Origin of the sequence: Brevibacillus sp. TJ4, from assembly GCF_044627595.2 — a bacterium.
GTDB lineage: Bacteria > Bacillota > Bacilli > Brevibacillales > Brevibacillaceae > Brevibacillus.
This window is the reverse complement of the sequence record NZ_CP185865.1, coordinates 2,957,610-2,979,772: the sequence shown is the minus strand read 5'-3', so window position 1 is coordinate 2,979,772 and position 22,163 is coordinate 2,957,610. Positions and strand designations below refer to the sequence as shown.

Below are 22,163 nucleotides of genomic sequence, written 5' to 3'. Positions count from 1 at the left end.
GCTGACAGGGCCTCCGGCGTTTTGGTCCGCATTCACACAGAGCAGTCCACATCCTGCACGCAGCAAAGCCGGTGGCGCTGGAAATGTGTCGCTCGCTGTGATAGATTACACCTGTACATCCGGGCATGTGCCTGGAGAGGCGTGTACGGGATACGACAGGGAGTGATGGAAGATGAGGCAGATTGCGATTGGCGGCAGCGGCGAAGACTTGTGGATCGGACTGCTCGAGCGGGGGCATCTGTTGGAATGGCGCAGCGGACAGGAAGAGACAGAGGCAAGGGCAGGGGAGATTTACCAGGCGCGGGTGACGGATGTGCTGCCTGCGATCCAGTCTGCCTTTCTCGATCTCGGGCAGGGACAAAACGCGTACATGTACGTGGATGACGCACCGCTGCCCGCACATGCCAGCCAGGAGAAGCAGTCGATTCGCGAGCGCGTCCACGAGGGACAAAAACTGCTCGTCCAGATCGACAAGGAAGCGACGGACCATAAAGCGCCGAAAGTTACCGCGCAAATCAGCATCCAGGGGCGGTATCTGGTCTATTTGCCGCACGGTGGAGGGCTCTCGCTTTCGCGAAAAATCCGCGATGCCGCAATACGTGCGCGCATGCAGGAGGAGCTTGCCTCTCTAATGTCGGCAGAGGAGGGGCTGATCGTGCGCACGGAGGCGGCGGAAGCATCGGTGGAGCGGGTGGCGGACGAGCTGTCCTATTTGCGCCAATGCTGGCAGCAGATCGCACAGACGGCATCGGCAAGCGGCAGGCTCGGGCGGATTAGCCGGGAAGCAGAGTGGATCGAGCGCTCCCTGCTGGATTTCCTGGCGCACGATGTGGAGGAGGTGCTGGTGGAGGATGCGGCCATCTATCAGCAACTGAAAGCGGTGATCGCTCGGTTGGAGCCCGGGCAGCTAGAGCTTCTGCGCCGTTATCAGGGGAGAGAGAGCTTGCGCGCCTGGCTGGGAGTCGATGTCCAGCTCCATCAGGCATTGCAGCGTCAAGTACCGCTGCCTGGCGGCGGATCTATCGTCATCGATCGAACCGAAGCGATGACCGTCATCGACGTCAATACGGGTGCATTTACCGGCAAGGGAGGACAGCAGCGCGAGCAGGCCGTCGCCGCGACCAATCTGGAAGCAGCGACGGTGATTGCAGCACAGTTGCGCTTGCGCGATATTGGCGGCATCATCCTGATCGATTTTATCGATATGAAACAGGCTGAAAACAAGGAGCGGCTGCTGACGATGTTCAAGCGGGAGCTCGCCCGTGACCCCGTCCCGTCGACAGTGCTGGGCATGACTGCACTCGGCCTGGTCGAAATGACGCGCAAGAGGGTCCGCCCCAGCCTGGCAGAGCGAATTTCCCGCCCCTGCGAGATGTGCAGGGGAAGCGGGCGCATCAGGTCTGTCGAGTATCTGGTTCGCATGCTGTGCGACGAGCTGGAGGGCATGGCTCGGACCCAGGATGCTGAGGCCGCTGTGGTCGAGCTGCCGACGCACATGCATCGGCAGTTTTCCGGCGGGCTGGGCAGCACCCCCGGACCGTTCCCGATTGCGCTCCACGCTGTGCACAACCCGAGTCTTTCGGCAGAGGAGTACCGCATTGTGTACGCCGGGCGCAGGGAAGAGGCAGAGCGATTGTCAGCCATTCGCCAGTCACAGAAGTCTTGACTGATACAGGCCTTTATGGTAATCTATTGTTTGTTATACAGATATGTCTTGCACATACTGTAACCGCTCGAACCAGGTCGGCAAGACGTCGTTTTGCGGCGCACCTGTGCAGGCGAGTCTGAGTATAGGAGGTGCACACAGTGTACGCTATTATTGAAACCGGTGGTAAACAGTACAAAGTTGAAGAGGGTTCCGTTCTCTTCATCGAAAAGCTGGCTGGCAACGAAGGAGAAGCTGTTACGTTTGACAAGGTTCTGCTCGTGAGCAAAGACGGCAAAGTAACGGCAGGCGCTCCTACAGTGGCTGGCGCTACCGTAACTGGCAAAGTAGAAAAACACGGTAAAGGGCAAAAAATTATCGTGTACAAATACAAAGCCAAGAAAAACTACCGTCGCAAACAAGGTCATCGCCAACCGTTCACTAAAGTCGTGATTGAAAAAATCAACGCGTAATGTCGGGTAGTGCAGATGATCACGATCATCGTAAAGCGTAACGAGCAAACCGAGATCGAAGAAATTACCATTTCGGGACATGCCAATGCCGGAAAGCACGGCTCCGATGTCGTCTGTGCCGCGGTTTCCGCCATCAGTCTCGGCTTGATCAATTCCGTCGATCTGTTGCTCGGTACCAATCCAGATGTTCGGTTTGCCGAAAAAGAAGGCGGTTTTTTCAACTGGAAGCTCCGTCCTCTTGCTGACAGAAATGCCAGCGAGAAGCAGCAGCTTTTGGCTGAAAGCATGGTAGTCTCTTTGTTTATGGTTGCTGAAACAAACGGACGTTTTGTTTCCATTCACGATACAAAATGGCAAGGAGGTGTCTGACATGAACTTTCGTTTTCCTGTAGACCTGCAGTTCTTCGCTTCCAAAAAAGGGGTAGGTTCCACGAAGAACGGACGCGATTCCATTTCCAAGCGCCTTGGCGTAAAACGCGGAGATGGTCAATTCGTGAAAGCAGGTAATATCCTCGTTCGTCAACGCGGTACGAAGATTTACCCAGGCCTCAACGTGATGAAGGGTGGCGACGATACGCTGTTTGCGACAGCAGACGGTGTTGTCCGCTTCAAGCGTCTGGGCCGTGATCGCAAGCAAGTTGTGATCGAGCCGGTTGCTTCTCAAGCGTAACATATGTGCGAAAGAAATTACCCAGCCTTGTCGCTGGGTTTTCTTTTTATACCAGCCCCTTTTTGTGGTACAATGGGCGCATGAAGGGAAATTCTAGTGACATGGGTGGATCGAATGGGCGGTGAGTGGAAACTGATTACACACCAGACAGAAGAATTGCTGCAAGTGCTCAACAGGCAGCGACATGACTGGCTAAACCATGTTCAGATTCTACTCGGCTACCTGCACTTGAACCGTACGGAACAGTCAGAGGCGCACCTGAGGCGGATTGCCGAAATGGCCATGCAGGAAAGCATGATTGCTCGGCTCAACAACTCGCTGTTGTCCGTCTTTTTTTTGACATTTAATGCGCTGAACAAGGAAATGCTGTTAGAAGTAGAGGTTTGTGAACATGTGGACCTGTCCCGCATTGCGTTGGACGAGCAAGTCCTGTTTCAATTGATTGCGGAGATTTTGTGCACAGCTAACGAGCACGTTTCCCAGGACGGGTATGAACAAGCGAGCATGCAGGTCAGCTTGTCGGCGGGGGAAAACGGTGTTCATTTCCGCTTTGACCTGGCCGGAAAGATCTCGGCGGACGGCATGGAAAAGCTGGAGGAGATCGTGCAAAAAGGGAAATGCAGCGCGGTGGAGGTCACTGAATGGATACATACAGAGGAAGAATGGGTACTGGAACTGGTAATTCCATTCGCGGAATGAAAGAGGTGACACCATGTTTGTCGATCAGGTAAAAATTTACGTAAAGGGCGGCGACGGAGGGAACGGGGCCGTTTCTTTTCGCCGTGAGAAATACGTGCCGCTGGGCGGACCCGCCGGGGGTGACGGAGGCCGAGGCGGCGACGTCGTGTTTGTCGTCGATGAAGGGCTGCGAACGCTCGTCGATTTTCGCTACCAGCGCCATTTCAAGGCACAGCGCGGCGAGCATGGACGCAATAAGGCCCAGCACGGAGCGGGAGCAGAGGATTTGGTCGTGCGTGTGCCACCGGGTACGACCGTGATCGACGACGACACGAAGGAAGTAATCGCCGATCTGGTGGAGCATGGGCAGCGCGCAGTGATCGCCAAGGGAGGACGCGGCGGCAGAGGGAACATGCGATTTGCCAATCCGTCCAATCCTGCCCCTCACATCTCGGAAAACGGGGAGCCGGGACAGGAGCGCTACATCACGATGGAACTGAAGCTGATCGCAGATGTAGGGCTGGTCGGCTATCCCAGCGTCGGCAAGTCGACGTTGCTTTCCAGCGTGACGGCAGCCAAACCGAAAATTGCCGAGTATCACTTCACCACTCTGGCTCCCAACCTGGGCGTCGTCGATCTGGGAGAGCAGAGCTTTGTCATGGCTGATCTGCCCGGACTGATCGAGGGCGCGCATGAAGGAGTCGGACTGGGCCACCAGTTTTTGCGCCATGTCGAGCGGACGCGGCTGATCGTCCACGTGATTGACATGGCTGCCGTAGACGGGCGCGATCCATATGAGGATTACATGCAAATCAACCGGGAACTTGTACTCTACAACCTGAAGCTGGAGGAACGTCCGCAGATCGTCGTCGCCAACAAGATGGACATGCCGGAAGCACAGGAAAATTTGCGACGTTTCCGCGAGAAGCTGCCCGATGTACAGATTTACGAGATTTCTGCGGCGACCAAAAAAGGCGTGCAGGAATTGATGTATGCCATCGGTGATCTGCTCGCGACTATTCCGGAGCGGCTCGCTGTGGAAGAAGTCGCCGAGGTGGAGGAAAGAGTCGTCTTCCGCGCGGAAAAAGAACCGGACGCGTTCCAGGTTACGCGTGAGAATGAAGTATTCGTCGTCAGTGGCGAAAAAATCGAGAAGCTCGTACGCATGACCAATTTGAACAGTTACGATGCTGCCCAGCGCTTTGCCAAAATGATGCGCAGCATGGGCGTGGACGATGCATTGCGCCAGCACGGGGCGAAGGATGGCGATACGGTGCGTATCGGAAAACTTGAGTTTGATTTTGTGGAGTGACAAAAACAATGACAGAAGCTGCATCACTACAACCGTTTCTTGCCGAAAAGCAATTGCAGCGTGGCGCTTCCCTGCAGATGATGCTATCTTCGCAGGTGAAGCAATCGGTTCCGATCCTGGTGGAACATGCAAAAGCTGGTTATATCGTCGTCTCCTGTGAGGTAAAGGATAAAATAAAGCAGGAAGTTCTTGGCTCTACTGTGCGCATACGGTGGAAAATAGAAAAAAGCACAGTGATTGTGGAATGTTTAGTGATCCAGGAACAGACGATGTGGCCAGTCCGCCTGCTTGGATTGATCCCGACTTCGATCAAGCAGGAGTCTGTCTCTGCATCGCCGGTCAACGATTTGCTTGTCCCGGACACGGAGATTCGGATTCCCTACAAAGTAATGGGAGCGCGGCCGATCGAAGAAAAAGGGGAAGGCGTGTTGCTGAAGTTATCGCCTACCCGCTTGGTGATTGGCACGGAAGGGTATATCGCCAAGAAAGACTTTATCCACTTGTCCTTTGTCATTCCGTCGAACAACCAGGAAGTGGTTGGAATGGCCCAGGTCGTAGAGAAGAGCTTTGAAGGCTCGCAGGCCGTTATGGAATTGCAGTTTACGGACATTAGCGACAAGCACTACCAGCTTGTCCAGGACTATTACAATGTTTTGCTAGAAACCGTCTGAACAGGGACGGTTTTTTTTCTTTGAAATTTCACCGGGGCAAGGTATATAGTATAGAGGTAGAGTTCTTCATCGATCCTGTTTCTTTTTTTATCGGACTTTGTGAAAAAAGGCACAAATTAAGCGCATCGGTTCTCCCAGGGAGAGTCGGCTTATGCTGCTAGAGCAGGCATCGAGAAACCAAGGCCTCTATCCCACGCAAAGGAGGACGTATCCCATGTCACAACCAAACACGCAACAAGCTGCAAATGAAGCGGCAGCGACAGCAACGCAAGCACCGGTGCAGCAAGACGTGCTGGATCAACTGATGAAGCCGGAAGTGCAGCAGTCTTTGAATGTTCTCGTGGAAAACTTGCCGAAGCTGGCGGAAATGACCACCGTGCTGACCAAGGCGTACGATCTGGTGCAGACGGTCGCCAACGATCCTGTACTGATGTCCGATCTGAAAGGCGGCATGGAAGAGTTCGTCAAGCCGCTCCAGGACAAGGCAAAAGGCATCGCCCAGGCCGCGATTGAAGCGAATGAGCGCTCACAGGACGAGACGTCTACGGTAGGCTTGTTTGCCATGTTGAAAATGCTGAAAGATCCGCAGGTGCAAAAAACATTGCGCTTCACACAAGCCTTTTTAGAGGTAATGGCCGAGCGCCAGCGACTGAAGTAGATCATCGATAACGAACGAAGAGACGGACGGAGGATGGAGCGATGGCGAAGCAAATCATTATTTTGGGTGGCGGCTATGGCGGATTGCTCAGCGCATTGACCGCACGCAAGCACATGACGGTGGAAGAAGCGGAAATTACCGTGGTAAACCGTTTTCCGACGCACCAGATTATTACGGAACTGCACCGTTTGGCCGCAGGCAATCTGGATGAAAGAAATGTCGCACTGCCGCTGGAAAAGCTGCTGCGCGGCAAAGGCATTAACCTGGTCATCGACACGGTGGAGACGATCGGTCTCGATTCCAAACGCGTCACCCTGGCCAGCGGCGAACAACTGAAATACGATGCACTGGTCGTAGCGCTGGGCAGCGAGACAGCCTTTTTTGGCATCCCTGGATTGCAGGAATACAGCTTTACGTTGAAGTCGGTCCACGACGCAAACCGGATTCGCGCCCATGTGGAAGAACGGATTGCCGCTTACAGCGAAAGCCGAAACAAAGCGGACGCAACCTTTGTCATCGGCGGAGGCGGCTTGACCGGAATCGAGCTGGTGGGCGAATTTGCCGACATGCTGCCGGAACTTTGCAAAAAGTACGGCGTCGATTTTGCCGAAGTTGGTCTGTACTGCGTAGAGGCAGGTCCGTCCATTCTCGGCGGATTTGCCCCTGACCTCGTCGAGCGGGCGAAAACGAGCCTCGAAGCTCGCGGCGTCCAGTTCCTGACTGGAGTGCCCGTGACAGAGATGAAAGAGTCGACGGTGCTGCTCAAGGATGGAACGAGCATCGAAACCAAAACGATGGTCTGGACGGGCGGCGTGCAAGGAAATGCCGTCGTCGCCAACAGCGGTCTGGAAGTCAACCGCGGACGTGCGACTGTAACGGAATTCCTCCAGTCCACGTCGCATCCTGACGTCTTCCTCGCCGGCGACAGTGCCGTCGTAATGGGACCAGAAGGACGCCCGTATCCGCCGACCGCGCAATTGGCTTGGCAGATGGGAGAGACTGTCGGCTACAATCTGCACGCGTACTTCAAAGGATACAAAATGGATGCCTTCAGCCCTGTGTTCTCCGGTACGCTCGGCAGCCTGGGACGCAAAGATGCGATCGGGACCATCGGCAGCAGCCAGATCAAGCTCAAGGGCACACCGGCGACCTTGATGAAAGAAGCGAGCAATATTCGTTATCTTGCCCATATTAACGGCCTTTTTTCGCTGGTATACTAATTTCACAAATGAACGTGGAAAACCCGGGTGTGTGTTGCCCGGGTTCTTGTATGCACTCCAACATGTGACGATCTTTGCCGCCGATCTGCGCTATTCGGATGCCAGCGCAGGTGTCTGGGCTCAGCCGTTTCCGCTGGGGTTTTCGACAATGTGCGGAGACTGGGACATCCTGCCTTCGTTGCGGGCTTCGCCAAACTGGTCCAGCGACGACGGTTTGGCGGCTGGATGGTTGTTGCGGCGCTCTGATTTGTCCGCTTTTCCACGACCTGCCATGCTTGCTCACCTCCTGTCGCGATGCTCGCTACTAGTGTGTACGAAGCATGGTGTACACATGTAAGCAGGAATGAACTGAGTAAAATTCCACGAAAAAAATACCGTGCAAGGATTGCCAGGGGGGGAGCGATCCGTTATAATGTCCTCTATGAAGAAACATCTGTTTTTCTCAGGAGGACATAACAGATGAAACGGGAAGAAAAATTTTACCTGATTCGATCTGACATTTTACCAGAGTCTATCGCGAAGACGATCGAAGCCAAAAAACTGCTCGAGTCCGGGGAAGTGGAGACCGTCAATGATGCAGTCGAGCGCGTCGGTCTGAGCCGGAGTGCGTATTACAAGTACAAGGATGGCATTTTTCCCTTCAATGCGATGATGAGCGAAAAGATTATGACGATTACCTTTTCGCTGGAACACGTCTCCGGTTATTTGTCCAAGGTGCTTACGTACGTGGCCGATCAAGGCGGCAACGTGCTGTCGATTAACCAGACGATTCCGCTGCAAGGGATTGCTACTGTTTCGATGTCGGTTGATATGGCACATCTGCGCGTATCCACTACGGAATTTGTGGATGGACTGCAACTGGTGCCAGGTGTACGCAAGGCGATGATTGTAGGTAGAGGATAGATTCAATAGGAGGGTATGGAGAGATGGAAAAGCAGGTTGTAAAAGTAGGTTTGATGGGGTTCGGTACGGTAGGAACAGGGGTTGTGCGCATCATCCAGGCTCACCAGGAAGACTTGCAAAAGCAGACAGGACTTGGCATCGAAGTGAAAAAAATTCTCGTGCAAAATGCGGAGAAGGGACGCGCACTGTCTTCAATGTCGTCCAGCTTGACGACAGATCCGTCAGAATTGTTGGATGATCCGGATATTGATGTCATCGTCGAAGTGATCGGCGGCATTTCCCCCGCCAAAGAATACATCCTGCGCGCACTCGAGGCAGGCAAGCACGTCGTCACCGCCAACAAAGACCTGATGGCCCTGCACGGCGCCGAGATTCTCAACAAAGCCCAGGAGAACGGCTGTGACGTCTTTTACGAAGCGAGCGTGGCCGGGGGCATCCCGATTTTGCGCGCATTGGTAGAGGGCTTCTCGTCGGACCGCATCACCAAGATGATGGGGATCGTTAACGGAACGACCAACTACATTTTGAGCAAAATGAGCCAGGAGGGTGCCGATTACGCCGAGGTGCTGAAAGAAGCGCAGGAGCTCGGATACGCAGAAGCCGATCCGACATCTGACGTCGAAGGCTTTGACGCTGCCCGCAAAATGGCAATCCTGGCGACGCTTGGCTTCCACTCCCCGCTCAAGCTCGAGGATGTGGATGTCAAAGGCATCAGTTCCGTCTCCAAAGAAGACATCGCCTACGGCAAGCAGCTCGGCTACGATGTCAAGCTGATGGGCCTGGCCCGCCGCGACGGCGAAGCGATCGAGGTCAGCGTACAGCCGACGATGATTCCCAAGTCGCACCCGCTCGCGTCAGTAAACGGCGTCTTCAATGCAGTCTACGTCTACGGGGAAGCGGTCGGCGAGACGATGTTCTACGGGCCTGGTGCAGGGGAAATGCCGACGGCTACCGCTGTCGTCTCCGACCTCGTGACCGTGGTGAAAAACATGAAGCTCGGCGTCAATGGCCGCGGAACAGTAGCGCCGTACAAGGAAAAGATCCTCAAGGACGACAGCCAGAAGCTGTCCAAGTACTTCCTGCGCATCGTCGTCGCAGACAAGCGCGGCGTGCTGGCGCAAATCACGCACCTGTTGGCCGACAAGAACATTTCGCTGGAACAGGTGATCCAACAGCCGTACAATAACGGGGAACAGGCAGAACTGATCATGGTGACGCATTCCTCTTCAAAACGCGATATGGACGATGTGATCGCGTATCTGGAGCAAATGGACATCATCTCGGAAGTAAAAAGTTGTTACCGTGTGGAAGGTGGAGACAGACTATGAGTTCAGATCGACAAACCGGCATCCTTGCCCGTTACCGCGAATATCTCCCGGTGACAGAGAAAACCCCGCTCGTCAGCCTGCATGAAGGCAGTACCCCGCTGATTCATGCCGCCAATCTGTCCAAGCAGTTGGGCGTGGAACTGTACGTCAAGTACGAAGGGCTCAACCCTACCGGTTCGTTTAAAGACCGCGGCATGGTGATGGCAGTAGCCAAAGCGGTAGAAGAGGGCAGCACGACGATCATGTGCGCCTCGACGGGCAATACATCCGCCGCCGCTGCTGCATACGCGGCACGCTGCGGACTGCGCTGCATCGTGCTGATCCCGAGCGGCAACATCGCGCTTGGCAAGCTGGCGCAGGCGATCGCCTACGGTGCAGAAGTGATCGCAATCGACGGCAACTTCGACGAAGCGCTCAACATCGTGCGGGAAATTACCGCGAAAGAGCCGATTACGCTGGTCAACTCGGTCAATCCGTACCGGATCGAAGGGCAAAAAACAGCAGCATTTGAAATTGTCGACGCACTCGGCGACGCTCCCGACATCCTCGCGATCCCGGTCGGAAATGCAGGCAATATCACTGCCTACTGGAAAGGCTTCAAGGAGTTTCACGCAGCGGGCAAGGCAGGTCGTCTGCCGCGCATGTTCGGCTTCCAGGCAGCAGGTGCCGCACCGCTCGTCCACGGCAAGCCCGTGCCAAACCCGGAGACGGTAGCGACAGCGATCCGCATCGGAAATCCGGCGAGCAAAGACGGGGCGCTGAACGCGATCAGCGAATCATACGGGCTGGTCGACAGCGTCACGGACGATGAAATTTTGCGCGCCTATCAACTGCTGGCGAAAAGCGAAGGCGTGTTTTGTGAGCCGGCTTCTGCCGCTTCCCTTGCCGGCGTAATCAAGCTGAAAGAGGCTGGCAAACTGCCGGAGGGAGCAAAAGTGGCTTGCGTCCTGACTGGAAACGGTTTGAAAGATCCCAACATCGCATTGAAGCTGATCGGAGAAGAGCCGCGCTCCGTTCCGGCAACGCGTGAGGCAGTTATGGAGCTGGTACGCAATACAGGAGAAGAAGTGTCGCCATGAGTGAGCCGCTCGTACGTGTGATCGTTCCGGCCAGTACCGCCAATCTCGGACCGGGATTCGACGCGCTCGGCATGGCACTGCGGTTGTATTCGGTTGTGGAGATGAGACGCAGCGAAGAGACTGTCATCGTATTGGAAGGACAGGAATTGCAGGGGGTTCCTGCGGACAAGAGCAACCTGATCTATCAGATCGCGGCAGATTTGTTTCGCAGGGCTTCCCTTCCTGTACCGGAGCTGTTTATCCGCGCCTCCAGCGAGGCTCCGTTGACGCGGGGCCTCGGCAGCAGCGCAGCTGCCATTGTCGGAGCTTTGGTTGCGGCAAACCAACTCGCCGGCGAGCCGTTTGCGCGCCAGCAACTGTTTGACATGGCGACAGAATACGAAGGACATCCGGACAATGTCGGCGCCTCTTTGTTCGGCGGCATTGTCGTGGCGATGGCACCAGAAAAACAAGGAGAGTCCGTTCCCTACATCCGGCTGGAACCTCCGAAAGATTTGCAAGCTCTCGTCGTCATCCCGGAGTTTGCCCTCTCGACAGAAAAGGCGCGAAATGTTTTGCCGCACGTGTACAGCAAGCAAGATGTCATATATAATGTTGGACATAGCAGCTTGCTCGTGGCAGCATTGGCACAAGGCAGGCTGGATTTGCTGGGTAAGGCGATGGGCGATCGGCTGCATCAGCCATACCGTGCGGAGCTTGTACCTGGTCTTCGGGAAATTCTCGACGAAGCGATGCAGCACGGAGCCGTGGGAGCCGCTCTGAGTGGAGCGGGCCCGACGATCCTTTGCTTTGTCGCCTCCGAAGAAGGACGCAAGCAGGTGGAGGGCTTTGTCGACAAAGTGATGACCGGGCACGGCATTTCGTACCGCACGATGGCACTACAACCGGACGTCCATGGCGTACAAATCGAAATCCAGAAATAGAGAGCAAAATAGGAGAACCGCCATGGAGAAGAAACTTGCTTACCTTGGACCCCGGGGGACATTTACAGAAGAGGCAGCGCGGACGCTGATGGACGGAAGAGAAATCGAGCTCATGCCGTACCCGACGATTATCGACATCTTGAACGCGGTGGCCAGGGGAGACGTGCATTACGGTGTCGTACCGATGGAGAACTCGATCGAAGGCACTGTCAACATGACGCTGGACTGGCTCATCCATGAAGTGGATTTGCCGATTTTGGCGGAGCTGGCTCTGCCCATCACGCAAAATCTGCTGGTGGCAAAACGGGAGCAGCCGTTGCCCTTGTCAGCGATTACGCGCGTATTGTCCCACCCGCAGGCCATTGCACAAAGCCACAATTTTTTGCGGGAGCATCTGCCGCAAGCAGCGATCGAGTACACGAACAGCACGGCACTGGCGGCGCAGACCGTCAGCGAGCATCCGGATGAGCCGTGGGCAGCGATCGGGACGCGTCTCAATGTAGAGATTTACCCGCTCGAATTCGCCAAGGAGCGCATTCAGGACTTTTCCAACAACTACACGCGCTTTGTGCTCGTAGGCCATGAGCCTCTGGAAATGCCAGCGTCGAAACGGGAGAAGACGACGATTTTGGTTACGTTGCCGGAAGATTTTCCGGGAGCGCTCTATCAGGTGCTGGCGGCGTTTGCCTGGCGCAAGATCAACCTGTCGCGAATTGAGTCCCGCCCGACGAAAAAAGGGCTGGGCAGCTACTATTTTGTCATCGACATTGAACAAAAAATGGATGACGTCCTTTTGCCAGGCGCTTTTGCCGAGATTGAAGCAATCGGCTGCCAGGTCAGACAGCTCGGGACATATCCGTTTTATATTGAAAAAACCAGCCTCTGATTGCTGGTTTTTTCCTGTTTTTTCGTCCCGTTTCCCTCCTCTCCAATTGTTGGCAGAACAACAGGAGCAAAACGCCCATGGGTGCATACCATGGTAGGGAGTTTTCGCAAGGGAGGAGAAACAGTGAGAATTCATGTCGTACAAAAAGGCGACACCATGTGGAAGATCGCCAAGAAATATGGCGTCGATTTCAAGGAATTGCTACGTTTGAACAGCCAAATCAAAACTCCCGACACGATTTATCCCGGGGCCAGGATCAAGATTCCGGCAAAAGGGGTCCCCGTTCGTCCGCAACAAAGAGGCCAGCAGCGTTCTTTGCAGCAGTCGAGCGAGGTGCCCAAAGAAAAGGAAAGGCCGATTCCACGGGTAGAAGAGCCGGAGGTTCCGAGTGAGATTGAACGCCGCCCGCTGGAACCCGAGCAGGAACCCGAACAGGAAGAAAGCAGGGTAGAGGTGGAGAGCGAAGAGCTGGCGCCTGTAGAGCCAGAAAAAGAGGATCGGGTGGAGATCGAGGCGGCAGAGGAAGAAAGAGTCAAAGTAGAGGAGATCTCGCCAGATCGGTTCAGGGAACCAGCCAAACAACCTCTGCGTCCAGTTGAGCCGACGGTAGCTCCCTTTTTCTATACACCGCCGGCGATTATGCAGCCGCCCCGTCCGTTCGCACCAGGTCCCGTTCGTCCAAATGTACAACCGCCGTACGTGTCGCCCTACCAGGCGCAGCCCAATATCCCCCGAGTGCCGAATCTGCCACCCACACAGCCGCCCCAACCGCAGGTAAGACCGTATCAGTATCAGCCGCCGATGCCACCCAAACAGGTGCAGCCGAATCAGGTGAGTCCGTATCAGTCGCAGACGGTACCGAGGCGTCGACCACTGAAACCGACCATGCCGCCCAATGAAATAAGCCCGTACCAGTCACAGCCAAATCTGCCGCACACGCAAGTAAGCCCGCAGCAAACAGGTCCGAATGAGCCGTTTCCACGGGTAAGTCCGCAGCAGACGGGTCCGAATGAGCCGTTTCCATGGGTAAGTCCGCAGCAAACAGGTCCGAACCAGCCGTTCCCATGGGTAAGCCCGCAGCAAACAGGTCCGAACCAGCCGTTCCCGCAAGTAAGCCCGCAGCAAACAGGTCCGAACCAGCCGTTCCCGCAAGTAAGCCCGCAGCAGACGGGTCCGAACCAGCCGTTCCCGCAAGTAAGCCCGCAGCAAACAGGTCCGAACCGTCCGTTCCCGCAAGTAAGCCCGCAGCAGACGGGTCCGAACCGTCCGTTCCCGCAAGTAAGCCCGCAGCAGACGGGTCCGAACCGTCCGTTCCCGCTTCCGGGCAATCTGCCACCTGGACCGCAGGTAATGCCGTATACGCACTTCCAGCCGTACCACAGACCTGTACATCCGATGCCGCCAATCGCTCCGATGCCGCCGATGATGCCGTCGTACATCCCTGCACCATGCCCGCCATGCGGCAGGGGAGGGGTTCCGATGCCAGTGATGCCGTATTACTATAATTCGCATCCACCCGTTCCGCCGTATCCAGCAAGGCCTGAAAGAATCGAGGAGGAATGCGTGGAGTCGTCGTCTTCTTCATGTGATTCCAGCATCGGACGCCCGAGCCGCCGAGGCAGAAGGTCCAAGAGGAGACGTTTTTCCCACGTGAACTACTCGCCCGACGCGACCAACCCAGCCCCAGCATCAGAGCCGAGCCAGGGCTTGATGCCGGATTGGGGAGCAGGGCATGATGAATCCTCTGCGTACTAAACAGGTGGGGTATGAACAAAACTCTCATACCTTCTTTGGAAAAGGCGTTTCGCTGCCATATTTACGCGGTGAAACCGAAGCGGAATGTATTCCTGCTCAAAACAGACCGGGGCTACTGGATTCTCAAGGGCTACAAAAACGTGGAAAAAGCGAAATGGGTGACAGAGCTTTCCCAAGCCTTGCGACAAAAGGGCTTCCTCCATACGGTCCAGTATGTGTCTGATGCGGAGGGTGCCAAAGTATTTCCTTTTGAAGACCGCTACTACACGATTATGAAGATGATTGACGGAAAAGAAGCAGACAATGGCGTCTTGTATGATGTCAAAAAATCGGCGGAGACACTGGCCCATTTTCACCTCGCAGCCCAGGGCTTCCCGGTGCCGTATACGTATGCGTACGAGGGAATTCCGGCACTGCTGGACAAATGGGAGAGCAGGCTGGAGCAGTTCGAACGAATCACCTGGGCGATCGAACGCAATGGACCCCAAAACCGGCTCGAATCACTCATCCAGCAGATGGAGGGGTTGATCATTCGCGATGGGCAGCACCTTTTGCAGCAGGCCTACAAACTTCCGCTGACTGCGGAAATGTACACGGCGATGGAAAGAGGGACGCTCGCCCACCGCGATGTCGCCAGCCACAACTTTTTACTCACCGCCCGCGGCAATTGCTACTTGATCGACCTCGATACCGTCGGCCATGACTTGCAGTTGTTTGATGTGGTTCAGTTGATGTCGCGGATGCTGTTGATGCAGGAATACCGCCTGGAGTCGTTCGTTGAAGCGATCGAAGCGTACAACAAGGTCAATCCGCTGAACGACACGCAAGTATGGACGATCCACCAGATGCTGCGTTATCCCGACAATGTCCTGCGCGAAATTACCGGCCTTTATGGAAACAGACCAGGCTATCACTTGCGCGGAGTCCATCAGCTCGTGCAAATGGAAGCGAGGCTGTATCCAAAACGGAGTGAATTTCTCCAAGCGGCCGAAAAAATCTTTCAATATTCGCAGTGGGGCCACTACTACTTTGTAGGGTAAAGAAAAAGAAGCTGACAGCACGGGACGTCAGCTTCTTTTTTACGATTACTCGGAAGCGGATTTGGACAGGTCGATGGAGTATTTGGCAAAGCCGTCTTCAGACTCGGAGATGAGTTTCAGGTGCGGCATTTGATCCAGGTACGCCTTTGCATCTGCGGAGCTGGTGAACGTCAGGTTTACATCTGCTTCGATCGGTGCGAATGTCCAGTTTTGGTCAGCAGACGGGTTGATCGTTTCTTCGCTCAGGATGTAGTTGATGATCACCTGGCGATTTTCGTCCGGAGATTCGATGATTGTTTTGGAACCGTCCAGACCTGGGAAGCTGCCGCCGCCGGAAGCTCGGTAGTTGTTGGTGACGACGATGAATTTGTCTTCCAGGTTGATCGGCTCGCCGTTGAACGCCAGGTTTTTGATCCGGTTAGCCTCTGGATTGACCAGTTCGCCGGATGTCGAGTATTTGGATGGTTGTGTCAGGTCAATTTCGTACGTCACGCCGTCAATGACATCGTAGTTGTAGGAAGGGAACGCATCGTTGATGATCGGCTGTTCTTCCTTCTTCGTCACGTCTACCTGGTTGAACTGTCCTGCCGCGCGCTCCAGCCACTCTTTTACTTCTGCGCCAGTCAGCTGAACTGCTTGTACCGTATTCGGATAGACGTACAGGTCGGAGACGTTTTTGATTGCCAGTGTGCCAGCAGGAATGTTGGTGTAGTAGCTTGCTCCGTTGCGGCCGCCCGCTTTGAAAGGAGCGCCGGCAGAAAGGACAGGAATGCCTTCGTACTCGGTACCTTGGATCATTTTTTCGATGTACCATTTTTGTGCATTGGTCACGATCTGGATGGACGGATCGTCTTGTACCAGTGCAAAGTAGCTGTGGATCGGAGCAGTGGTGGTACCGACAGCGGAACGAACCCACTCAACTGTATGATCGTGGTCTTCTTTCACCGCTTCGACCAATGCCTGGTCCGGGTCGACCAGCGCGACTTTGCTAGCTGCATCGAAGATTGGACGATTTTCTACAACAGAATCAGCGACTACCCATTTGCCGTTCTCCTGTTTCAGCGTCAGGTCGATCACGCCGAGGTGATTGCCCCAGAATCCAGGCATGACGGCAGGTACGCCATTGATCGTTCCTTTTTCGCTGTCTACGCCTTCGATGTTTTCGTAGCCAGGGCCCGGGAATACGCCGTGGGAGTGGCCAAAGAGGATGGCGTCGATGCCTTCAACCTTGCTCAATTGGTACGTGGCGTTTTCCGTGTCGGCCTCCGGATCAGTCGAACCGATGCCGGAGTGAGGAACGGCGATAATGATGTCCGCGCCTTTTTCTTTCATTTCCGGAACGTATTTTTTCGCGCTCTCGACGATGTCTTTGGCGATTACTTTGCCTTCCAGGTGAGCTTTGTCCCATTGCATGATGCGTGGGGGGACAAAACCGATGACGCCGACTTTCAGCTCTACCTGGTTGCCATTCTCGTCGGTAAAGGTGCGATCGAGGATGAGATATGGATCGAACATGTTCACGTCATTGTCGGGATTGTCGTCCTGGTCATCGATGTATACGTTGGCGTTCACGTATGGGAAATTAGCGCCAGCGAGGCTTTTTTCCAGATGCTCCAGCCCGAAGTTGAACTCGTGGTTTCCGATATTTCCGGCATCGTAGTCCAACAGATTCATTGCTTTGTAAACAGGGTGGGTTTCGCCTTCTTCGAGCGGATCGATTTTTGCCACGTAGTCACCCAGCGGATTTCCTTGGATCAAGTCGCCGTTGTCGATCAGGACGCTGTTGGCGACTTCTTCGCGGGCCTGCTTGATCAAGGTAGCCGTTTTTACCAGACCAAACTCGTCAGTCTCTTTGTCCTGGTAGTAGTCGTAGTTGACGATGTTCGTGTGCAGATCCGTCGTTTGCAGCAGACGCAGTTTCAGCGTGGAGCCATCTGCTGCGCTAACAGGAGTGAGAGGGAAAGACAGGGCGCTGACAACCAGCGACGTGCTGAGCAGGAAAGTTGCCAGCATTTTTTTACTCGGTTTTTTCATGTTTACAATACCCCCAAAAAAACGATAATGTCATTCTCCTCCAGTTTACCACCGGGGTGTGGGGATTGGTAGATTTTCCTTGTCCATTTGTCGTAAATATGGGAATCTTGAGAGTTTCTCGGGTATGTGATTCTTCTAAAATGGCGAAAATAGTGAAAAAAGCCTAGTATAAAGGGGTTCATCGTACATGAGAGAAAAATGGAAAGGATACGGTTACTGGGGAGCCGCTTTCGTAGCCGGACTGGCAATCGGCATCGCGCTCATGGTGCAGCCGCTGCCTGTCAGCAAGCTGGCCTCCAGCAATAGCGACCAAGGGATCGGCAAATCGTTCACGCTCGTGCTGACCCGTAGCTATTTGTGCGGAGTCAGGGACGAGGAGCACAAGCCAGTGCCAGTCCATCTGCTCGCTGACACGATGGCGGCGTACAAGGGATGGGAAATCGTCTCGGGTGATTTGTCCAAGCTGATTTTGCTCAAGCGCGAACACGACCTCTCCCCGGAATGCAAGGAAAACGGGCATTTTGGACTGTCCGAGGACGGCATCCTGACCTTGTTTCACGGATTGCCGCAAGAGCAGGAAGTGATCCAGACTTTTTACCGGATCAATACGGAAAAAATGGAAGCCAGCCTGTCCAAAGAGGAAGTGGAGAATTTGAAACGGGGGATTCGCATCCACGACCTGGCGGAGTATCACAGTGTCTTGTCTACATACGGGGAATACCAGCTGAGCGAAGAAGAGTAAGCTGTACCATTGGGAAAAGCTGCGGGGCTAAAGCGGGAACGAAGGTTGCCTTCCTGCTTTGGCCCCGTATTGCTTGCCTTAGGTGTCAATCCGGACAATCCGCCAGCGTTCCCAGGGGGAAAAGCGCTGCAAGACAAACGTCCACGTATCCGCCTTGTTTTTTCCGTGCCGGGTGAAATATTCGAACTGGACATCCGCTTCGACCAACAGCTCGCCTGATGGCTCCAAAAGCCTGACCTGCAGCGGTCGCCTGACGGTTTCGATCGACCGGATCGTTTCCGACAAGGCTTCACCCGATGTCAACATCTCCAGCGTATGGGTATCGTGTTCGTTGAGCGAAGTAAGAAAATACTCGACGATTTCCTTTGGCGCAGCCGCTGTCAATGCTTGCGGCAAGAGTCCGGCGGCTTTTTGGATCATCATGCTGTGGCTGGGGTCAGGGTCGAGACGGCGATGTGTGGAGCTGCCAAAAAAATGAATGCAAAAATGACCGGGGAATGCGTTTCCTTTGATTGCCCCTGCCCCGTGCGGCATGCCGTGCATCGAAGCAGCGAACGAATAGCCGTCCAGCTCTACGCGAATCGCCCTTCGTCTCCAGCTCCACTTGCCCTGATAGATTTCTTTCATAATGTTCGTGTCCTGCTTCGTCAAAGGCTGCACATCGGCGTGCCTGCTCCCGGCTCTGCGCTGCACACGAAAGCGCTGGCCTGTCTCCAGGTCGACTACCGTGGCGTAATCCATCCGCCGAAACGAATGTTTGACTTCGCTCCAGGGAGTCAAGCTGCCGTAGTGAAGCTGTTCGACTGTTTGGACACAGCTTTCGAGGTGGGATCTGGCTTGCTTCGGGAGCAGAAGCTGTTGGCCGTCTGTTGTAAAAAGCCGTCGGTCGTGGTCGTAGGCATACGTTTTTCCCATTACGCTGACCATTGCGCGAATCCAGCTTGGATCGACCGTTGCCGCAGCGAAACGGGCCTGTTTCCAATGACGGATCAGCTCAGGGGAGATGTCGAATGTTTTGCTGGTGGCATACGTCGAGCTTGCGGAGACAAAGACAGAAACGGTCATCGCCTGCTGCTTTCCGAATTGCAGCGCCTGCGCTTCGAAGAACGGCAAGGATGCGATTAGTACGTGTATAAGCAACATCACAACAATGCGAACGATTCGTACGGGCATCCCGATACACCTCACTTTTCTAGTATGGGCACGGGGCTGGTGGCGGATGAGCAGCAGTTTTTGGCACGGTAGAGGCAGCTCCGATGTGCCATACTGTTTGCATACGGCAATCATGGGGAGGTATCTTTCGAATGTCGAGAGGAAGCTACAGGGACCCGATGTTTCACCAGCGTTTGTACGTAGAACTGAACCAGGGACACAACAAGCTGGACTATCGTCGAATCAATTTGATCGAGGAGAACATGCAGCAGCAGGTGGATGATTACGCCCACATGCAGCATGATGTGTCGGATCAGCTAGGCATGAACAAACACTAGGTGACGCCGTATGAGCCCGCTTCGTACCAGAAGCGGGTTTTTTCGCATGGAGGATGGAAATGCACGTTCGCTTTTTCGCCGCTTTGTGTTACAGTAGAGGAAGAATCTTGTACGGTGGAGAGTGGACTATGCGCATTATGGGAATCGACCCCGGGATCGCCATCGTCGGTTTCGGGGTTGTCGATAAACAAGGGAGTCAGCTTCGTCCCGTACAGTACGGCAGCATTCAGACGGAGGCCGGATTGCCGGTACCGCTGCGACTCAAGCAAATTTTTGAAGCGATGCAAAGTTTGCTGGAAACATACCGCCCTGACGAGATGGCGGTAGAAAAGCTGTTTTTTAGCAAAAACGTGACGACAGCGTTCACGGTCGGCCAGGCCCGCGGTGTGATTCTGCTCACTTCCGAGCTGGCCGGGGTGCCGGTCTACGAATACACGCCGATGCAGGTCAAGCAAGCGGTCACAGGCTACGGCGGCGCGGAGAAAAAGCAGATCCAGGAGATGACCCGGATGCTGTTGCGGCTCAAGGACAGACCGAAGCCCGACGACGTGGCTGACGCGCTGGCGATCGCGATTACACACGCGCAATTCCGCGCTTATATTTCCATTTCGGAAGGGGCTCCCCGATGATTGACTTTGTAGAAGGAACATTGTGCTACCTCGATTCGGAATACGTGGTGGTGGAGACAGGAGGACTTGGCTATCGCCTGTTTTGCCCGAATCCCTACCAGTTTGTCCGCTTCGAAGGGAATAAAGTGCGACTGCATACACACCAGCACGTACGCGAGGATGCGATCTTGCTCTACGGCTTCGCCAGCCGCGACGAGCGCGATCTCTTCCGCAAGCTGCTCGACGTAAATGGCATCGGGCCAAAGGGCGCGCTGGCAATCCTGGCGGGAGCCGAGCCCGAGCAAATTGTGATGGCGGTGCAGCAAGAAAACGTCAACTACTTGACGAAATTTCCGGGGATCGGAAAAAAGACGGCACAGCGGATGATTCTCGACTTAAAAGACAAACTGGTCGGGTATACCCCGTCAGCCATTTTGGCGGTAGCGGACGGAGAACTCGCTGCAGGCCAACAGAGCACGTCTGCCTTAAACGAAGCGCTCGAAGCGTTGACTTCACTCGGCTACTCCGACAGTGAACTGCAACGGATCAGGGGCGCGCTGTCCGAAAAGGCGAAGAGCGGCGAGAGCGTAGAGACGCTCATCAAGCAAGGACTCGCTCTGCTTGTGAGGGGGTAACATACGTTGGATCAGCGGATTATTACGACGCAGATGAACTGGGAAGAGGATGCGGCAGAACTGAGCCTGCGTCCCCGCTACCTGCAGGAGTACATCGGCCAGCAGCAGGTCAAGGAGAATTTGAAAATCTTTATCGAAGCGGCAAAGATGCGCAAAGAGTCGCTCGATCATGTGCTGTTGTACGGACCGCCTGGATTGGGCAAAACAACCTTGTCGCAGATCATCGCCAACGAAATGGGCGTCAACATCCGGACGACTTCGGGACCGGCGATCGAGCGGCCGGGTGATCTGGCGGCGATTCTCACCAATCTGCAGGAAGGCGACGTCCTGTTTATCGACGAGATACATAGGCTAAACCGCAGTGTCGAGGAAGTGCTCTATCCGGCCATGGAAGATTTCGCGCTCGACATCATCATCGGCAAAGGCCCGAGTGCGCGAAGTGTCCGGCTCGATTTGCCGCCGTTTACCCTTGTTGGGGCGACGACGCGTGCCGGGATGCTGTCTGCGCCGCTGCGTGACCGCTTCGGGGTCGTCAACCGGCTGGAGTTCTACACCGTGCCGGAGTTGACCTTTATCGTGTCGCGGGCGGCCGACATTTTGCAGGTGGAGATTCGCGAGGACGGCTCCGAGGAGATCGCCAAGCGCTCCCGGGGAACCCCGCGTGTCGCCAACCGCTTGCTCAAGCGGGTCCGCGATTTTGCCCAGGTGACTGGCGAAGGAGTCATTACGGGGGATATTGCCAAAGAAGCGCTGGAGAGACTCCAGGTGGACGCTTGCGGGCTCGACCAGATCGACCACAAGCTGTTGCTGGCGATCATGGAGCGCTTTGATGGCGGTCCGGTCGGGCTCGATACGATTGCCGCCACGATTGGCGAAGAATCACAGACGATTGAAGACGTGTGCGAGCCGTACCTGATGCAGATCGGTTTTATGCAGCGCACACCGCGCGGACGCGTGCTGACACCGAGCGCGTATCAACACTTTGGTCGGGAGATGAAAACATGAATCCAGTAGCCAAACTTTTGATTATTGGAGGAGCGGTCCTGATCCTCGCGGGTCTGCTGTGGCAATTGGGCGGCAGGTTCCTGCCGCTGGGCCGCCTGCCCGGAGACATTGTCGTGGAGAAGGAAAACATGCGTTTTTACTTCCCCATCGTGACCTGCATCGTGATCAGTATCGTACTGTCGCTTGCCATGTATTTGTTCCGGCTGTTCAAATAGTCTCAACCGTGGGTATAGCCCCTTTGTCTCATGTGATGGAAACTTTCATGCGGCAAGGGGGCTACATTGGTCTTTTTAGCCAAATTTCCAAAGCGAAATGGCAGGAAATACCGAGTTTTTGTCGAAAAACAACGATTACGAAATGACGAAATGCCAAAATTCGACGAATCCAAGGTTGCAGAAAGGACGAAGG

General features: G+C 54.9%; 25 protein-coding genes and 1 other annotated feature. Of the genes, 22 read left to right on the top strand and 3 right to left on the bottom strand.

Translation table 11 applies throughout. The annotated features are described in order from the left end of the window. Window positions 1-172: 172 nt before the first annotated feature. From ACAF76_RS14690 to ACAF76_RS14650, 9 genes are all read left to right on the top strand, one after another. Window positions 173-1,666 carry an Rne/Rng family ribonuclease gene (locus ACAF76_RS14690; protein ID WP_421616876.1) on the top strand — a complete coding sequence of 498 codons (1,494 nt, stop codon included), beginning with the start codon at window positions 173-175 and terminating at the stop codon, window positions 1,664-1,666. A 51-nt stretch (window positions 1,667-1,717) separates the two neighbouring features. Continuing rightward, window positions 1,718-1,796 (top strand) — a sequence feature (ribosomal protein L21 leader region). A gap of 10 nt (window positions 1,797-1,806) precedes the next feature. After that, window positions 1,807-2,118 carry a 50S ribosomal protein L21 gene (gene rplU / locus ACAF76_RS14685; protein WP_421616875.1) on the top strand — a complete coding sequence of 104 codons (312 nt, stop codon included), beginning with the start codon at window positions 1,807-1,809 and terminating at the stop codon, window positions 2,116-2,118. Between the two features lie 15 nt (window positions 2,119-2,133). Continuing rightward, window positions 2,134-2,487 (top strand): ribosomal-processing cysteine protease Prp, encoded by a 354-nt coding sequence (locus ACAF76_RS14680; protein ID WP_421616874.1) that lies wholly within the window; start codon window positions 2,134-2,136, stop codon window positions 2,485-2,487. A 1-nt stretch (window position 2,488) separates the two neighbouring features. Next, complete coding sequence (rpmA, locus tag ACAF76_RS14675; protein ID WP_421616873.1) at window positions 2,489-2,788, top strand: 50S ribosomal protein L27; 300 nt, start codon at window positions 2,489-2,491, stop codon at window positions 2,786-2,788. A 114-nt stretch (window positions 2,789-2,902) separates the two neighbouring features. Further along, window positions 2,903-3,487 carry a Spo0B C-terminal domain-containing protein gene (locus ACAF76_RS14670; protein ID WP_421616872.1) on the top strand — a complete coding sequence of 195 codons (585 nt, stop codon included), beginning with the start codon at window positions 2,903-2,905 and terminating at the stop codon, window positions 3,485-3,487. 13 nt (window positions 3,488-3,500) lie between these two features. Then, entirely contained in the window at window positions 3,501-4,778 is a 1,278-nt protein-coding gene (gene obgE, locus ACAF76_RS14665) for a GTPase ObgE (RefSeq protein WP_421616871.1), read from the top strand. Window positions 4,779-4,786: 8 nt separating this feature from the next. Next, on the top strand, window positions 4,787-5,449 hold the full coding sequence (locus ACAF76_RS14660; RefSeq protein WP_421616870.1) for a PilZ domain-containing protein: 663 nt from the start codon (window positions 4,787-4,789) through the stop codon (window positions 5,447-5,449). A 214-nt stretch (window positions 5,450-5,663) separates the two neighbouring features. Beyond that, the gene (locus ACAF76_RS14655) at window positions 5,664-6,107 is read left to right on the top strand and encodes a DUF1641 domain-containing protein (RefSeq protein WP_421616869.1); all 444 of its coding nucleotides are present in this window, start codon (window positions 5,664-5,666) and stop codon (window positions 6,105-6,107) included. Window positions 6,108-6,148: 41 nt separating this feature from the next. Further along, complete coding sequence (locus ACAF76_RS14650) at window positions 6,149-7,327, top strand: NAD(P)/FAD-dependent oxidoreductase (protein WP_421616868.1); 1,179 nt, start codon at window positions 6,149-6,151, stop codon at window positions 7,325-7,327. 120 nt (window positions 7,328-7,447) lie between these two features. Here ACAF76_RS14650 and ACAF76_RS14645 read toward each other — a convergent pair whose 3' ends face one another. Next, window positions 7,448-7,600: a hypothetical protein gene (locus tag ACAF76_RS14645; protein WP_421616867.1), complete on the bottom strand. Its 153-nt coding sequence runs from the start codon at window positions 7,598-7,600 to the stop codon at window positions 7,448-7,450. Window positions 7,601-7,786: 186 nt separating this feature from the next. Here ACAF76_RS14645 and ACAF76_RS14640 point away from each other — a divergent pair, with 186 nt between their 5' ends. The 7 genes from ACAF76_RS14640 to ACAF76_RS14610 all read left to right on the top strand — a co-directional run bounded on the left by ACAF76_RS14640 (window position 7,787) and on the right by ACAF76_RS14610 (window position 15,241). Next, on the top strand, window positions 7,787-8,230 hold the full coding sequence (locus ACAF76_RS14640; protein ID WP_421616866.1) for an ACT domain-containing protein: 444 nt from the start codon (window positions 7,787-7,789) through the stop codon (window positions 8,228-8,230). Between the two features lie 23 nt (window positions 8,231-8,253). Beyond that, window positions 8,254-9,558, top strand: coding sequence for a homoserine dehydrogenase (locus ACAF76_RS14635; RefSeq protein WP_421616865.1), 1,305 nt, complete (start codon window positions 8,254-8,256; stop codon window positions 9,556-9,558). After that, on the top strand, window positions 9,555-10,637 hold the full coding sequence (thrC, locus tag ACAF76_RS14630; RefSeq protein ID WP_421616864.1) for a threonine synthase: 1,083 nt from the start codon (window positions 9,555-9,557) through the stop codon (window positions 10,635-10,637). Before ACAF76_RS14635 ends, thrC begins: the two co-directional genes overlap by 4 nt. Continuing rightward, the gene (gene thrB / locus ACAF76_RS14625) at window positions 10,634-11,560 is read left to right on the top strand and encodes a homoserine kinase (RefSeq protein ID WP_421616863.1); all 927 of its coding nucleotides are present in this window, start codon (window positions 10,634-10,636) and stop codon (window positions 11,558-11,560) included. The genes thrC and thrB overlap by 4 nt, the downstream gene beginning before the upstream one ends. Window positions 11,561-11,582: 22 nt before the next feature. Continuing rightward, window positions 11,583-12,446: a prephenate dehydratase gene (pheA, locus tag ACAF76_RS14620; protein WP_421616862.1), complete on the top strand. Its 864-nt coding sequence runs from the start codon at window positions 11,583-11,585 to the stop codon at window positions 12,444-12,446. 123 nt (window positions 12,447-12,569) lie between these two features. Continuing rightward, entirely contained in the window at window positions 12,570-14,201 is a 1,632-nt protein-coding gene (gene safA / locus ACAF76_RS14615) for a SafA/ExsA family spore coat assembly protein (protein ID WP_421616861.1), read from the top strand. 11 nt (window positions 14,202-14,212) lie between these two features. After that, window positions 14,213-15,241 (top strand): phosphotransferase, encoded by a 1,029-nt coding sequence (locus tag ACAF76_RS14610; RefSeq protein WP_421616860.1) that lies wholly within the window; start codon window positions 14,213-14,215, stop codon window positions 15,239-15,241. Between the two features lie 45 nt (window positions 15,242-15,286). Here the strand turns inward: ACAF76_RS14610 and ACAF76_RS14605 are convergent, their stop codons facing one another. Continuing rightward, window positions 15,287-17,275 carry a bifunctional 2',3'-cyclic-nucleotide 2'-phosphodiesterase/3'-nucleotidase gene (locus ACAF76_RS14605; protein ID WP_421616859.1) on the bottom strand — a complete coding sequence of 663 codons (1,989 nt, stop codon included), beginning with the start codon at window positions 17,273-17,275 and terminating at the stop codon, window positions 15,287-15,289. 187 nt (window positions 17,276-17,462) lie between these two features. On the opposite strand from ACAF76_RS14605, the gene ACAF76_RS14600 reads away from it, so the two are divergent. Then, window positions 17,463-18,017, top strand: coding sequence for a BofC C-terminal domain-containing protein (locus ACAF76_RS14600; protein WP_421616858.1), 555 nt, complete (start codon window positions 17,463-17,465; stop codon window positions 18,015-18,017). A 78-nt stretch (window positions 18,018-18,095) separates the two neighbouring features. On the opposite strand, the gene ACAF76_RS14595 is transcribed toward ACAF76_RS14600, so the two are convergent. Continuing rightward, window positions 18,096-19,190 carry a hypothetical protein gene (locus ACAF76_RS14595; RefSeq protein WP_421616857.1) on the bottom strand — a complete coding sequence of 365 codons (1,095 nt, stop codon included), beginning with the start codon at window positions 19,188-19,190 and terminating at the stop codon, window positions 18,096-18,098. 122 nt (window positions 19,191-19,312) lie between these two features. Between ACAF76_RS14595 and ACAF76_RS14590 the strand changes: the two genes are divergently transcribed. The 5 genes from ACAF76_RS14590 (at window position 19,313) to ACAF76_RS14570 (ending at window position 21,970) form a co-directional block, all read left to right on the top strand. After that, the gene (locus ACAF76_RS14590) at window positions 19,313-19,507 is read left to right on the top strand and encodes a hypothetical protein (RefSeq protein WP_421617921.1); all 195 of its coding nucleotides are present in this window, start codon (window positions 19,313-19,315) and stop codon (window positions 19,505-19,507) included. 128 nt (window positions 19,508-19,635) lie between these two features. Continuing rightward, window positions 19,636-20,136: a crossover junction endodeoxyribonuclease RuvC gene (gene ruvC, locus ACAF76_RS14585; protein ID WP_421616856.1), complete on the top strand. Its 501-nt coding sequence runs from the start codon at window positions 19,636-19,638 to the stop codon at window positions 20,134-20,136. Beyond that, window positions 20,133-20,750, top strand: coding sequence for a Holliday junction branch migration protein RuvA (ruvA, locus tag ACAF76_RS14580; RefSeq protein ID WP_421616855.1), 618 nt, complete (start codon window positions 20,133-20,135; stop codon window positions 20,748-20,750). The genes ruvC and ruvA overlap by 4 nt, the downstream gene beginning before the upstream one ends. 6 nt (window positions 20,751-20,756) lie before the next feature. Then, the gene (gene ruvB / locus ACAF76_RS14575; protein WP_421616854.1) at window positions 20,757-21,755 is read left to right on the top strand and encodes a Holliday junction branch migration DNA helicase RuvB; all 999 of its coding nucleotides are present in this window, start codon (window positions 20,757-20,759) and stop codon (window positions 21,753-21,755) included. Further along, on the top strand, window positions 21,752-21,970 hold the full coding sequence (locus ACAF76_RS14570) for a DUF2905 domain-containing protein (RefSeq protein ID WP_421616853.1): 219 nt from the start codon (window positions 21,752-21,754) through the stop codon (window positions 21,968-21,970). The genes ruvB and ACAF76_RS14570 overlap by 4 nt, the downstream gene beginning before the upstream one ends. Window positions 21,971-22,163 lie beyond the last annotated feature (193 nt).

Bases quoted from the DNA above. Each gene is read 5' to 3' on its own strand.
- ACAF76_RS14690 (WP_421616876.1), top strand. From the start codon at position 173: ATGAGGCAGATTGCGATTGGCGGCAGCGGCGAAGACTTGTGGATCGGA.
- ACAF76_RS14680 (WP_421616874.1), top strand. From the start codon at position 2,134: ATGATCACGATCATCGTAAAGCGTAACGAGCAAACCGAGATCGAAGAA.
- rpmA (WP_421616873.1), top strand. From the start codon at position 2,489: ATGAACTTTCGTTTTCCTGTAGACCTGCAGTTCTTCGCTTCCAAAAAA.
- ACAF76_RS14670 (WP_421616872.1), top strand. From the start codon at position 2,903: ATGGGCGGTGAGTGGAAACTGATTACACACCAGACAGAAGAATTGCTG.
- obgE (WP_421616871.1), top strand. From the start codon at position 3,501: ATGTTTGTCGATCAGGTAAAAATTTACGTAAAGGGCGGCGACGGAGGG.
- ACAF76_RS14660 (WP_421616870.1), top strand. From the start codon at position 4,787: ATGACAGAAGCTGCATCACTACAACCGTTTCTTGCCGAAAAGCAATTG.
- ACAF76_RS14655 (WP_421616869.1), top strand. From the start codon at position 5,664: ATGTCACAACCAAACACGCAACAAGCTGCAAATGAAGCGGCAGCGACA.
- ACAF76_RS14650 (WP_421616868.1), top strand. From the start codon at position 6,149: ATGGCGAAGCAAATCATTATTTTGGGTGGCGGCTATGGCGGATTGCTC.
- ACAF76_RS14645 (WP_421616867.1), bottom strand. From the start codon at position 7,600: ATGGCAGGTCGTGGAAAAGCGGACAAATCAGAGCGCCGCAACAACCAT.
- ACAF76_RS14640 (WP_421616866.1), top strand. From the start codon at position 7,787: ATGAAACGGGAAGAAAAATTTTACCTGATTCGATCTGACATTTTACCA.
- ACAF76_RS14635 (WP_421616865.1), top strand. From the start codon at position 8,254: ATGGAAAAGCAGGTTGTAAAAGTAGGTTTGATGGGGTTCGGTACGGTA.
- thrC (WP_421616864.1), top strand. From the start codon at position 9,555: ATGAGTTCAGATCGACAAACCGGCATCCTTGCCCGTTACCGCGAATAT.
- thrB (WP_421616863.1), top strand. From the start codon at position 10,634: ATGAGTGAGCCGCTCGTACGTGTGATCGTTCCGGCCAGTACCGCCAAT.
- pheA (WP_421616862.1), top strand. From the start codon at position 11,583: ATGGAGAAGAAACTTGCTTACCTTGGACCCCGGGGGACATTTACAGAA.
- ACAF76_RS14610 (WP_421616860.1), top strand. From the start codon at position 14,213: ATGAACAAAACTCTCATACCTTCTTTGGAAAAGGCGTTTCGCTGCCAT.
- ACAF76_RS14605 (WP_421616859.1), bottom strand. From the start codon at position 17,275: ATGAAAAAACCGAGTAAAAAAATGCTGGCAACTTTCCTGCTCAGCACG.
- ACAF76_RS14600 (WP_421616858.1), top strand. From the start codon at position 17,463: ATGAGAGAAAAATGGAAAGGATACGGTTACTGGGGAGCCGCTTTCGTA.
- ACAF76_RS14595 (WP_421616857.1), bottom strand. From the start codon at position 19,190: ATGCCCGTACGAATCGTTCGCATTGTTGTGATGTTGCTTATACACGTA.
- ruvC (WP_421616856.1), top strand. From the start codon at position 19,636: ATGCGCATTATGGGAATCGACCCCGGGATCGCCATCGTCGGTTTCGGG.
- ruvA (WP_421616855.1), top strand. From the start codon at position 20,133: ATGATTGACTTTGTAGAAGGAACATTGTGCTACCTCGATTCGGAATAC.
- ACAF76_RS14570 (WP_421616853.1), top strand. From the start codon at position 21,752: ATGAATCCAGTAGCCAAACTTTTGATTATTGGAGGAGCGGTCCTGATC.